This window comes from Armatimonadota bacterium (genome assembly GCA_036504095.1).
Taxonomy (GTDB): Bacteria; Armatimonadota; DTGP01; order JAKQQT01; family JAKQQT01; genus DASXUL01.
Genome location: DASXVS010000026.1, coordinates 108,035 through 120,126, shown reverse-complemented (window position 1 = coordinate 120,126; position 12,092 = coordinate 108,035). Strand labels below are relative to the sequence as shown.

At 62.7% G+C, this 12,092-nt stretch carries 8 protein-coding genes; 5 read left to right on the top strand and 3 right to left on the bottom strand.

What is annotated here, in order from left to right; genetic code table 11:
* Positions 1-416 precede the first annotated feature (416 nt).
* The 3 genes from gltB (at position 417) to VGM51_05710 (ending at position 7,246) form a co-directional block, all read left to right on the top strand.
* The gene (gltB, locus tag VGM51_05720) at positions 417-5,009 is read left to right on the top strand and encodes a glutamate synthase large subunit (protein HEY3412545.1); all 4,593 of its coding nucleotides are present in this window, start codon (positions 417-419) and stop codon (positions 5,007-5,009) included.
* Between the two features lie 80 nt (positions 5,010-5,089).
* Positions 5,090-6,571 carry a glutamate synthase subunit beta gene (locus tag VGM51_05715; protein ID HEY3412544.1) on the top strand — a complete coding sequence of 494 codons (1,482 nt, stop codon included), beginning with the start codon at positions 5,090-5,092 and terminating at the stop codon, positions 6,569-6,571.
* Positions 6,572-6,712: 141 nt separating this feature from the next.
* Entirely contained in the window at positions 6,713-7,246 is a 534-nt protein-coding gene (locus tag VGM51_05710) for a hypothetical protein (protein HEY3412543.1), read from the top strand.
* Here VGM51_05710 and VGM51_05705 read toward each other — a convergent pair.
* Positions 7,206-7,751, bottom strand: a complete 546-nt coding sequence (locus VGM51_05705; protein ID HEY3412542.1) for a GNAT family N-acetyltransferase — start codon at positions 7,749-7,751, stop codon at positions 7,206-7,208. The genes VGM51_05710 and VGM51_05705 overlap by 41 nt on opposite strands.
* A 95-nt stretch (positions 7,752-7,846) precedes the next feature.
* Here VGM51_05705 and VGM51_05700 point away from each other — a divergent pair, with 95 nt between their 5' ends.
* Both VGM51_05700 and VGM51_05695 read left to right on the top strand, forming a co-directional pair.
* Positions 7,847-8,374, top strand: coding sequence for a tail fiber protein (locus VGM51_05700; protein ID HEY3412541.1), 528 nt, complete (start codon positions 7,847-7,849; stop codon positions 8,372-8,374).
* Positions 8,375-8,419: 45 nt separating this feature from the next.
* Positions 8,420-10,123 (top strand): choice-of-anchor Q domain-containing protein, encoded by a 1,704-nt coding sequence (locus tag VGM51_05695; GenBank protein ID HEY3412540.1) that lies wholly within the window; start codon positions 8,420-8,422, stop codon positions 10,121-10,123.
* A 30-nt stretch (positions 10,124-10,153) separates the two neighbouring features.
* Here the strand turns inward: VGM51_05695 and VGM51_05690 are convergent, their stop codons facing one another.
* Together VGM51_05690 and VGM51_05685 are read right to left on the bottom strand one after the other, a co-directional pair.
* On the bottom strand, positions 10,154-11,584 hold the full coding sequence (locus VGM51_05690) for a TolC family protein (GenBank protein HEY3412539.1): 1,431 nt from the start codon (positions 11,582-11,584) through the stop codon (positions 10,154-10,156).
* Between the two features lie 8 nt (positions 11,585-11,592).
* Complete coding sequence (locus VGM51_05685) at positions 11,593-12,084, bottom strand: MarR family transcriptional regulator (GenBank protein HEY3412538.1); 492 nt, start codon at positions 12,082-12,084, stop codon at positions 11,593-11,595.
* Positions 12,085-12,092: the final 8 nt, after the last annotated feature.

The following is a 12,092-nucleotide window of genomic DNA, read 5'->3' as shown; positions in this document are numbered from 1 at the left end:
CGTCTTCGATATTCAGGACGTTCCTGGCGCAGTCTGAATCGTTGCCGGACTGAGCGGCATAGGAGGGGATCAGATTGCCGCGGTGGACGTGGTTGGCTCCGGAACCGCCGATATCTCAGACGCTGCCGCGCTCCTGAGGCTGGTGTTCGCCAGGTAGAACCCGAGGGTAGGGACGGGCCGATGCCATCGCCAAACCGGCTCCTCGTTCGTCACGGCTCAGCGCACAGGCCGCGAATTGTTTGTGAAACAACGCACGAACAGGGCGCTATAGTGTATATCATAAAGTAAACCGCGGAGATATTACGGCGTCGAACACCAGCCCAGGGGCTGGCGTTTGTATTTTCGGAGATCCCCATCAGCACGCGTAAGACAGTCCGGCTCCCAACCGGGCAGGAATAGACAAGCGAGGTTATGGAATGACAGCAAACGGGATGCCCACCCGTCAAGGCTTATATGACCCAGGACTGGAGCACGATTCGTGCGGGGTCGGATTTGTTGCGGATATTAAGGGTCGAGCCTCGCACGACATCCTGCGGCAGGCTCTGACGATCCTGGTAAACCTCGATCACCGGGGCGCCCGGGGCTCCGATGCGAATTCCGGTGACGGCGCGGGAGTGCTCATCCAGATTCCGCATGCATTCTTCAAGGCGGTCACCGATTTCGACCTGCCCGCGCCTGGGGAATACGGCATCGGCATGCTCTTCCTTCCCCAGGACCCGCTTGCCCGCACGGCCTGCGAGGCGGGGCTGGAAACCATCGTGCATGAGGAAGGCCAGGAGGTCATCGGCTGGCGAACGGTGCCGACGCGCAGCGACACGCTTGGCGAAACCGCCAGCGCGTCCCAGCCATACGTCCGGCAGGTGTTCATCCGCCGCAGCGCGAGCGTGAAGGACGTCCAGGGGTTTGAACGAAAACTTTATGTGATCCGTAAACGGGCTGAGAAGGCACTGCGCCACGCGGAATGGGCGGTGGGCGCAGAGACATTTTACGTCAACAGCATGTCCGCCCGCACGCTGGTGTACAAGGGGATGCTCACTCCGCAGCAGGTAGATGAGTTCTACCCGGACCTTGCGGACACGTCCATCGTCACCGCCATCGCGCTCGTTCACTCCCGGTTCAGCACAAATACGTTCCCCAGTTGGGAGCGCGCGCACCCTTACCGTTACACCCTGCACAACGGAGAGATCAATACTCTGCGCGGAAACGTGAACTGGATGCGCGCTCGCGAAGGCCAGATGGCGTCGTATGTGTTCGGAAACGACTTGAAAAAGGTGCTTCCGATCATCGACCCGAACGGCAGCGATTCCGCGATGTTCGATAACTGGCTGGAATTGCTGGTCCTCGCCGGCAGGTCGCTTCCGCACGCCGTGATGATGATGATCCCGGAACCGTGGGCGGGGCACGACACGATGACGGAAGAGCTCAAGGCGTTCTACGAGTTCCATTCGTCACTCATCGAGCCGTGGGACGGCCCGGCGGCGATGGCCTTCACTGATGGAATCCGCATCTGTTCGGTGCTGGATCGCAACGGTCTCCGGCCTGCCCGCTATTGGGTGACAACCGATGACAAGGTCATCCTGGCCTCGGAAGTGGGAGTGCTGAATATCCCGCCGGAGCAGATCGCCAAGAAGGGCCGGATTCGGCCCGGGCGAATGCTCGTCATCGATACTGAGCAGGGCCGCGTCATACCGGACAAGGAGATTGAGCACGAACTCGCCGCTGAGTATCCTTACCGGCAATGGCTGGACGACAACCTCGTCCCGCTGGAGAACCTTCCGGCGCCACCGCACGTGTCTGTGCGGCAGCATACGACCATTCTGAAGCGCCTCAAGGTGTTCGGATACACGTACGAGGACTTGCGTCTCATCCTGCAGCCGATGGCCAAGGACGGCATAGAGCCGGTGGGCTCGATGGGCGCCGATACGCCGCTTGCGGTGCTTTCGGACCACCCTCAGCTGCTCTACAACTACTTCCAGCAGATTTTCGCGCAGGTTACCAACCCGCCGATCGACGCCATCCGCGAGGAGATCGTTACGGCGACCGAGACCGTCATCGGACCGGAACGGAATCTCCTTCACCCGGAACCGGCCAGCTGCCACCAGATCCGGCTGAAGTACCCCATCCTGAGCAATTATGAGCTCGAGCAGATCCGCCACAATACATCGCCCGGGTTGAAGGCGATCACTATGTCGATCGTCTACAAGGTGGCGGACGGTGGCGCCGGCCTGGAGGCCGCGATGGAGCGCCTCTACCGTGAATCGCGGCGGGCGATCGCAGAAGGCTGCAACATCCTGATTCTGTCGGACCGCGCGGTTGACAAGGACCACGCTCCGATCCCGGCGCTTCTGGCGGTTTCGGGCCTGCATCATCACCTCGTGCGCGAGGAAATGAGGACCAAGGTAGGCCTCGTCCTCGAATCCGGTGAGCCGCGCGAGGTGCATCACGTTGCGCTGCTGGTGGGATATGGCGCGGGCGCCATCAACCCGTATCTGGCCTACGAGGCGATCCACGATATGATCGGGGAAGGCTGGCTGCCCGGAACGACGGAGGCGGAAGCCGAGAAGAAATACGCCAAGGCACTCGCGAAGGGCGTCGTCAAGACGATGTCCAAGATGGGGATCTCAACGATTCAGAGTTACCGCGGCGCGCAGGTGTTCGAGGCGATCGGCATCCATCATTCGGTCATCGACCGGTATTTCACTGGCACACCGTCCCGCATCGAGGGGATCGGGATGAGGGAGATCGCGCGCGAGGTGCAACTGCGCCATGAAGCTGCGTTCTCGGACCGACCGGCCGAGTTCGTGACGCTGGACTCGGGTGGCCAGTACCAGTGGCGATCCGATGGCGAGTACCACCTGTATAACCCCGAGTCGATCAATACGCTGCAGTCTGCCTGCCGCGCGGGCGACTACAACCTCTTCCGGCAGTTCACATCAAGCGTAAATGCCGAATCGGAGCACCGTTGCACGCTGCGGGGGCTCCTCGACCTCAAATTGGCACGCGAGCCGCTCCCTCTGACGGAGGTTGAGTCCGTAGACTCGATCGTCAAGAGGTTCAAGACCGGGGCTATGTCCTACGGTTCCATCAGCAAGGAGGCGCACGAGAGCCTCGCTATCGCCATGAACCGTCTTGGCGGCAAGAGCAATACGGGTGAGGGCGGGGAAGACCCGGAGCGCTACATCCCGGACGAAAACGGCGACTCACGGTGCAGCGCGATCAAGCAGGTTGCATCCGCGCGGTTTGGAGTGACCAGCGAATATCTGGTCAATGCCAAAGAGATTCAGATCAAAATGGCGCAGGGCGCGAAGCCCGGCGAAGGCGGTCAGCTTCCCGGTAACAAGGTCTACCCCTGGATCGCGAAGGTTCGCCACTCCACGCCGGGGGTCGGGCTCATTTCGCCGCCGCCGCACCACGACATCTACTCGATCGAAGACCTGGCGGAGTTGATCCATGACCTCAAGAACGCTAACGAGCAGGCGCGCATCAGCGTGAAACTCGTCAGCGTAGTCGGTGTTGGCACGATCGCGGCCGGCGTGGCGAAAGCGCACGCGGACGTCGTGCTGATCAGCGGTTACGATGGCGGGACCGGCGCTTCACCCCGAAGCAGCGTTCTTCATACCGGGCTGCCGTGGGAACTGGGCCTGGCCGAAACGCATCAGACGCTGATGCTCAACGATCTGCGAAGCCGGATCGTCATCGAGACGGACGGCAAATTGATGACGGGGCGCGACGTGGTGGTGGCGGCGCTCCTCGGGGCCGAGGAGTTCGGATTTGCCACGGCGCCGCTCATTGTACTCGGCTGCGTGATGATGCGCGTTTGCCATCTGGACACCTGCCCCGTCGGAGTAGCCACGCAGAACCCTGAATTGCGAAAATGCTTCAAAGGCGATCCGGCGCACGTTGAGAATTTCATGCGGTTCATTGCGCAGGAGATGCGTGAATGGATGGCTAAATTGGGCTTTCGCTCCGTCGGGGAGATGGTTGGCCGCACCGACAAACTGGACGCCCACACGGCGGTTGAACACTGGAAGGCGCGAGGGCTCGACCTGTCCGCGATCCTGCACATGCCGGACGTCGCGGACAATGTAGGCCGTTGCTGCGGCATCCCTCAGCAGCACGGAATCGAACGGTCGATGGACCGCGAGGTGCTGATGTACATCGCCGAGCCGGCGCTGGAGCATGGAACGCCGGTCTCTGCGACGCTGCCGATCCGTAACACGAACCGGGCAACGGGGACCATTCTAGGGAGCGAAGTCACCCGTCGTTACGGGGCCGCCGGTCTTCCGGACGACACCATCAGCCTCCATTTCCAGGGTTCGGCGGGACAGAGCTTCGGCGCGTTCATCCCCAAAGGCGTGTCCCTGACGCTGGAAGGCGACGGCAATGACTACGTTGGCAAAGGGCTCTCCGGCGGCAAAATCATCGTCTTCCCACCGCGCACTTCGCCGTTTGTGGCGGAAGAGAACGTGATCATCGGCAACGTGGCGTTCTACGGCGCCACGGGCGGTGAGGCGTATGTGCGCGGCGTGGCCGGCGAACGGTTCTGCGTGCGAAACAGCGGGGCCACCGCCGTTGTGGAAGGGATCGGCGACCACGGCTGCGAATACATGACGGGCGGTCGCGTGGTCGTTCTCGGGCGGATCGGCCGCAATTTCGCGGCGGGTATGTCTGGCGGCATCGCCTACGTAATCGACGAGGCAGGTGATTTCTCCCGCCGCTATAACCGGGACATGGTGACGCTGGGGCGTCTCGAAGATCCGGAGGAAATAGCCGAGGTTCAGGGAATCATCCGCCGCCACGTCGAAAACACCTGCAGCGCGAGAGGCGCGGCTGTACTTGAAAAGTGGGACGAGATGTGCCCGCGTTTCGTGAAGGTCCTGCCAAACGACTACCGCCGAATGGTCGACGCGATCGAGCGCGCCGAGGCGTCCGGTTTGAGCGGCGACGAAGCAATCATGGCGGCGTTTGAAGAGAACAAGCGCGATCTGGCGCGCGTCGGTGGTAACTAGCCCGGCGAACAGATACCATGCGCGCGCCGCCGGACGGCGCGCGCGAGGGTTGAGAAACACTTCCTGGAGATACTAAGCAGATGGCAAAGCCAACCGGCTTTCTTGAATTCAATCGCGAACTCCCGATTTACCGCTCACCGGCCGAACGGGTGAAGGACTGGAACGAGTTCACGTCGCACCACTCGGACGAGATACTGCAAGAGCAGGGTGCGCGGTGTATGGACTGCGGCACCCCATTTTGCCATACCGGCGCCATGCTGAAAGGCATGGCTACCGGCTGCCCCATCCGGAACATCATCCCGGAATGGAACGATCTGGTCTACCGTGGCCTGTGGCAACAGGCTCTGGAGCGGCTCGAGAGGACAAACAATTTCCCGGAGTTCACGGGGCGCGTTTGTCCGGCCCCCTGTGAGGCTGGGTGCGTCCTGGGGATCAACAATCCGCCGGTGACCATCAAGAACATCGAAGCCACTCTGGCTGACCGGGGATGGGAGAAGGGCTGGATTACCCCGGCTCCCCCGGCGCACCGCACCGGCAAGAAGGTGGCCGTGGTAGGATCCGGGCCGGCGGGCCTGTCATGCGCCGCGCAGTTGAATAAAGTGGGTCACCTGGTGACCGTTTATGAGCGTGCGGATCGCATTGGCGGCCTGCTGATGTACGGCATCCCGAACATGAAACTGGACAAGTCAGTCGTTCAGCGCCGGGTGGATCTGCTTGCCGAAGAGGGGGTGACGTTCATTACGGGCACCGAAGTCGGCAAGGACATCTCCGCGAAGCAGCTCACGGATGAATTCGATGCCGTCGTGCTGTGCGGCGGCGCGACAAAAGCGAGGGACCTGCCGACAGAAGGCCGCGAACTGGGCGGCATCCACCTGGCCGTGGACTTTCTGCGGGCCAACACCCAGCGCGTGCTCAATGGCGAGCCGCCCGCGGATTACACCTCGGCGGAAGGCAAAGACGTGATCGTGATCGGGGGCGGTGACACAGGCACGGACTGCGTCGGAACGTCCCTTCGTCAGGGCTGCCGCAGCGTGACCCAGTTCGAGATTCTGCCGCAACCTCCGTCGGAGCGGGCGCCCAACAACCCCTGGCCTGAGTGGCCGAAGGTGCTCACCACCGATTATGGCCAGGAAGAGGCCGCCGCACTTTTTGGCCACGACCCCCGTGTGTTCTGTATTCAGACCGAACGCTTCGTCGGGGACAAGAGCGGCAGCGTCTCAGAACTCCACACCGTTCAGGTTGAGTGGCAAAAGGACGAGACCGATCGGTTTTCGCCACGCCCCATTGCCGGATCCGAGCGCGTTTGGCCCGCGCAACTGGTGCTGCTGGCGATGGGATTCCTCGGGCCGGAAGGCGCCGCGCTCGATGAGCTCGGCATCGACCGGGATGCGCGTTCTAACGCCAAGGCGGAGCACGACTGTTTCGCCACGAACGTGCCGGGCGTGTTCGCGGCTGGTGACATGCGGCGGGGCCAGAGCCTCGTGGTATGGGCGATCAATGAGGGCCGGGGCGCCGCCCGTGAATGCGATCGGTACCTCATGGGCACCACCGAACTGCCGTAAGCGGGGCGACGCCGTCGGTGAATCCGGTGCAGGCGGGTTTCCGGAACTATCGATTATGGCAAGGGTTTGACAGACACAAGGCCGCTGTGTCGCCTTCGGCTCGAATTGTTATAATCGAACTGCGGAGGTACGGAACCAACCATGATTGACGATGAGGAAACTCAAGGCGAGAGCCGTCAAACCGTCACCGATCGGCGCGCGTTCCTGCGGAGAGCCGGGGGCCTGATGGCCGCTGGGCTGGGGGCCTATGCTACGGGACTGCCCCGCGCCCTCGCGGCCGTGACCATGGCGAAGCCCGCGTCGTCCGCTAATGTTGTGACCATCCCGCAACAGAGGAGGGCAAACCTGGAAACTCTGAGCCTGGACGCGTTCGCGCGCCACCTGAACACACATTTCTCGTTTCAAACTGGAGACGGAGTGGTTGAGACAGTGCTCGTTGAAGCGAAAGACCTCCTCGGCGGTGGACCTGGGCACGAGGTCATCAGGGACTGCTTCTCAGTGCTTTTCCGGGGTTCTCTCAGTCGACCGCTGCCACAGGGGATGTATCCAACGCGGCATCGGACCCTCGGCGCTTTCGATCTATTCATCGTTCCAGTTCGCGCGGACGCGCGGTACCTTTACTACGAGGCGGTATTCAACCATCTTCGGGAACGCGTAGACCCGTCGCGCCTGTAGCGTTGGGGGGATATTCCATCAGCAAGTGGGAACCGGCGTCCGCGATGGTCATGAAGCCCAGGCGTTCGTAAAGCCGGATCGCACGGGTGTTGGTGACGGCGACCATGTGGCGAAGGGGCACTGATGCCTCCGCGGCTTCGGCCTGCAACCGGAGCATCAACGCGGTGCCTATGCCTGTGTTCCGACGGGCTGCTGCAACGATGAAATCGAGAAGCCGGATCTGGTCTTCGGAGCGCCAGACCCATAGCAGCGCGACCGGCGTACCCTCCAGAAGCGCGAGGCGCTGCTCTGATCCGGGAAATCGCTGGTCGTAATCGGAACGTTGAGCGTCGAACTGACCACGGAGCAAGGCATCGAGGCGCTGGGCGTCCCAGTCCAGGGAAGCGAAATCGGTGGCGCGGGCGTCTCGGAACAGCGCGTAGAGCTGTTCGTTGTCCAGAACCGGATCGGCAATCCGCACGGTCAGTTCGTGGGCCGTGGCACTGGAATGGTTGGTACCGGGCATATATCTAGTGTCGCACGATGTTGACGCGTGCTGCAACTACCGGAAGAAGAGAGGCGCGCCGCCGGCGCGCATCGCGTAAGGGGGAGGTCAGGATCATGGCGGAACCGTTTATCGGCGAGATAAAGATGGTGGGGTTCAACTTCCCGCCGTTGGGCTGGGCAGGGTGCGATGGCGCAACCCTCTCGATCTCTCAAAACACGGCGTTGTTTTCCTTACTGGGAACCCAGTTCGGCGGAGACGGCAGGACCACATTCCAACTCCCGGATATGCGCGGGCGCGTTCCGATTCACCAGGGATCGGCGCCGGGACTGTCGCCGTTCGTCATTGGACAGACAGGCGGCGCCGAGGCTGTTGCACTGAACGCCGTTCAGATGCCACAGCACTCCCACAGTCTGCAAGGCACTTCGGCTGCCGGCAACACGCGGACGGTTTCCGGTGCGGCACTGGCCAGGGAGGCGGCGGGACAAACCGCGGTCTATAACAACGCCCCGACGATTGACAGCACGCTGAATCCTTCAAGCATAGGTATTTCGGGAGGAGGCCAGCCGCACGAAAACCATCAGCCGTTCCTCACGGTGAACTTCATCATCGCGCTGCAGGGCATCTTCCCGGCACGCGGATGAGTGAATTGTCCGGATCATGATTTCGCTGCAGGAGGGATGTGGGTTGTGAGCCAGAGCAATCGAATCGGAAGACGTGCCGCCAATCTTCTCGCGATCGCGGCCATATCCATTGCGCCGGCGACTGCCGCCACATTCACCGTCAACACCGTTGCGGACACCGTGGCGGTGAGCCCTGCAACGTCGCCGAACGATAGCACGGGCAACGTGTCGCTGCGATCCGCGATTATGGCCGCTAACGCTCAGTCCGGCGCCGACATCATTGAGCTCCAGCCGGGACTCACTTACCGGCTCACAATCGCTCCCCCTATCAGCGACGTGGATATGCACAACGATGCCAACGGCGACCTGGACATCAGAGGTCCTCTTACGATCAACGGCCATGGCGCGGTGGTGGACGCGGCCGGCATCGACCGCGTTTTCGCCATTGAGAGCATCGACGACGTCAACTTCGTCGTGTCTTTCAACGACCTGACCATAACGGGCGGCAGCCCGAAGGGCTTTGAGAGGGCGGGTGGCGGAATCAGCGTCCGGGCCGCAACGCTCAACCTGACGAACTGCGTAGTCAAAGGCAATACGACCCTGTCAACGACCGCCCCCAGCAACGGCGGTGGTATCGCGGCAAACGGCGTTGGCGTTCCCATTGCGGTGCCGGCAACCCTGAACCTGACGTCCTGCACCGTGTTCGGAAACAGCGCGAACAATGGCGGCGGTATCGCGGCAGCGAACTGCGTTCTGACGCTCGACTCTTCGACAGTGAGCACCAACACGGCCTCCGGCCTTGACGCCGGCACCGGCGGTGGCGGCATTTTCCTCGCGGGAAGCATCTCTACCGGTGTGGTCAGGAACGGCTCGGTGATCGTCGGGAACACGGGGTCGGCGGACGGTGGGGGCATATCGGTCCTGGCGTCAACCCTTTCAGTAGTGAACAGCAGCATATCGGGGAATACCTGTACGCTCAACGGCGGCGGTGTCTACAGCAGCGCGATCAGCGCGGAGAGCCTTACGTTCACCGCCTCCACGATCAGCGGCAACGCCGCCGACAAAACGCTTAACAGTAAAGGGGCCGGCGGTGGGGTCTTCTCGGCGGGTTCCTGCACTCTGGTCAACTCCACCGTGAGCGGCAATAAGGCATACGTTGGGGGAGGAATCTCGGGTACTGCGATTGTCGTCAGCAGCACCATCGCCGCCAATTCGGCGACTCAGGGCGGAGGTGTCTCCGCCAGCCCTGGAACGCTCAGCTTGTCCGGCAGCATCCTGGGCGGCAATACAGCAGCCACGGGACCGGACGGTCTCGGCGTGGTGGTATCCCAGGGCTACAACATCGTCAGCAACTCAGCGGCTCTTGTCTTGACGGGTGTGACCACCGGGAACCTCCTGGATGTGAACCCCCAGATCGGGCCCCTTGCGGGCAACGGCGGCCCTACGTATACCCACGCTTTGCTCTCGGGCAGCCCGGCCATCGACGCCGGACCGCTGACGGGTTTCCCCGCAACGGACCAGCGTGGCGTCGCGCGGCCGCAGGACGGCCGGAACACGGGCACTCCCAGATGCGACATGGGATCGTACGAATACGTAGCGGCGTTCAGCGTGGCTGATGTGGGCCGCGCGCTTCGCATCGCCGGCGGCATCCTGACCGCGACGCCAAACGACGCCGTCCGCCTCGATATCGCGGGCGCCGACGGCCGCATCACCTTGACGGATGCGACGAGGATCCTGCGCAAAGTGGCGGGCATCGAGCCCAACCCATAGTGGGGCCTGGCGCGTCCAGGTCGGCTTCGTCTACCTGAGGTTTGAGCCAATCGCGTGAGCCATCGTTGCACGCGCGACATCCACCGCCGCCTGTGCATTGACCTTGTTAGTCTGCGCGGCCAGGAGAGCCGATTGGGCGTCGGTCACCTCGATGAACGTGCCCAAGCCTGACCGGTATCTCCCCTCAGCCAGCCGGACGCCTTCCAAAGCGTTGGCGACTTCGGCATCCGCCGTAACGACACGTTGTTCAGCGGATCGCAGATTGAGGTATGCCTGTGTGACATCGACCGTAACGTTCTGGCGGGCGGTCACCGCAAGCGCCTGGGCAGTCTGCACATTTCCTTCCGCCTCTCGCGTCCTCCCGGACGTTGCGCCGGCATCAAACACGCTCCATTGTACCGTGGCGCCCACAGTCAGTGAATCGTTGTGCGGGAAGAAATTCGTATCGCGGCCAACCAGGCCAAGAGTGCCCACCACGCTCGGCGCGTTGGTGCTCCGGGAGGCGCGCAATGCCGCCAGTGCCGCATCCAGGTTGGCCTGCACCCCCTGGACTTCCGGACGGTCACGCAGCGCCGTATCAACCAGCGCATTGACGTCATCCACCGCGACGGTCGGTTCGCCTGAGTCGGCGGCTGTCAGCGGGGTTCGCACGTCAATGCCCATGGCGTTCGCCAGGGTTACGGCGGCAAGGGAAGACGCGTTTTGCGCAAGGTTCAACGCCAGCGCCGCCTCCGATATCGCCGTTTCGGCGCGGACAACATCGGACGGTAGGCCCATGCCGGCATCGAGTCGCGCCTTCGCCAGGGCAAGATGATCGTTAGCATTCCGGAGGTTCGCTTCGTTCACGGAGACGAGGCGCGCCGACTGAGCGAGCGCATAGAACGCCTGCTTCACCTGCAGCACGAGATCTGCCTGTACCTTTGTCAGATTGCTGAACGCGGCACGTTCCTCGGCGCGCGCCTGCCGGGCCAGGTTGCGCGTGTGCTGAAAGTCGAACAGCAACTGCCGTGCGGTCGCATTGGCCTGATACCCGGTCGACGTCGTCGAGGTAACGGTACCGGTCCCGCCGGTTGAGCCCCCGGAACCGGATGCACCGGTCCCGGATATTGTGTCCGCCTTTGTGTAGCCCATTGACAGGCCCAACGTTGGGAGGAGCCCGGCGTTTGCCTGCTGCGAGCGCCCGCGCGATGCATTCAGGACGCCACGAGCCGCCTCGACGGTCGCCTGGTGCCGAAGTGCTATTCCCACCGCTTCCGCGGCGGTCAAGGGCCCCGAAGGCGATTCAGGCGCAGCAACGGGCGGCGGTGGGAGAACCACCGCTGCCGGCAGCGGCGTCTCGGTGACCCTGGGGGCAATTGGAGGGGTTCGGTCTGCCTGGGCGAACGCTCCAGCCTGCGCCAGCGTGCAGAGTCCGAGCGCCACACCCCGCGCGACGCCGCGATTGATTCCGCTAGTTGTCATTTGTACCTTCATTTGCTCGATTGCGGCGAACCGCAGTCATCCTTCTGCGCTTCCTGTACGGCGAGCGCGGCTTCCGCTAGAATACCCAACGATTTCAGGAGCGCTTCCCGCTGTTTGCAATCGAGACGCGACAGCGCGAGGCACGCGCGGTGTTTTCGATGCTCGCGCCGGACTGCCATCATCTCCTCGCCGAGCGGGGTAAGCCCGAGAAAGCGAACGCGCCGATCATCCGCTTCCATCGTCCGCGCCACATACCCTGCGCGTTCCAGCCGGTCCGCAATCTGCGACATGGCGCTGGAACTGATGCTGAGAATCTCGCCGACCGCGGATAGCGTGAGGGGCCCGTTTTGAAGAATAGAGCATACGCGTATCTGCCCAACCGGCAATTCCGACGCCGGGTGTTCAGGCGTCAGTGTGAAGAGGCGCCGCGCGATCTCGGGCAGCACTTGCTCCAGCCTGCCCGCCTGCTCGTCCAGAGTGCAACATATAGGTTGATTCATGATTGTTC

Coding starts and splice junctions, on each gene's coding strand:
- gltB (HEY3412545.1), top strand. CDS start 417: ATGACAGCAAACGGGATGCCCACCCGTCAAGGCTTATATGACCCAGGA.
- VGM51_05715 (HEY3412544.1), top strand. CDS start 5,090: ATGGCAAAGCCAACCGGCTTTCTTGAATTCAATCGCGAACTCCCGATT.
- VGM51_05710 (HEY3412543.1), top strand. CDS start 6,713: ATGATTGACGATGAGGAAACTCAAGGCGAGAGCCGTCAAACCGTCACC.
- VGM51_05705 (HEY3412542.1), bottom strand. CDS start 7,751: ATGCCCGGTACCAACCATTCCAGTGCCACGGCCCACGAACTGACCGTG.
- VGM51_05700 (HEY3412541.1), top strand. CDS start 7,847: ATGGCGGAACCGTTTATCGGCGAGATAAAGATGGTGGGGTTCAACTTC.
- VGM51_05690 (HEY3412539.1), bottom strand. CDS start 11,584: ATGACAACTAGCGGAATCAATCGCGGCGTCGCGCGGGGTGTGGCGCTC.
- VGM51_05685 (HEY3412538.1), bottom strand. CDS start 12,084: ATGAATCAACCTATATGTTGCACTCTGGACGAGCAGGCGGGCAGGCTG.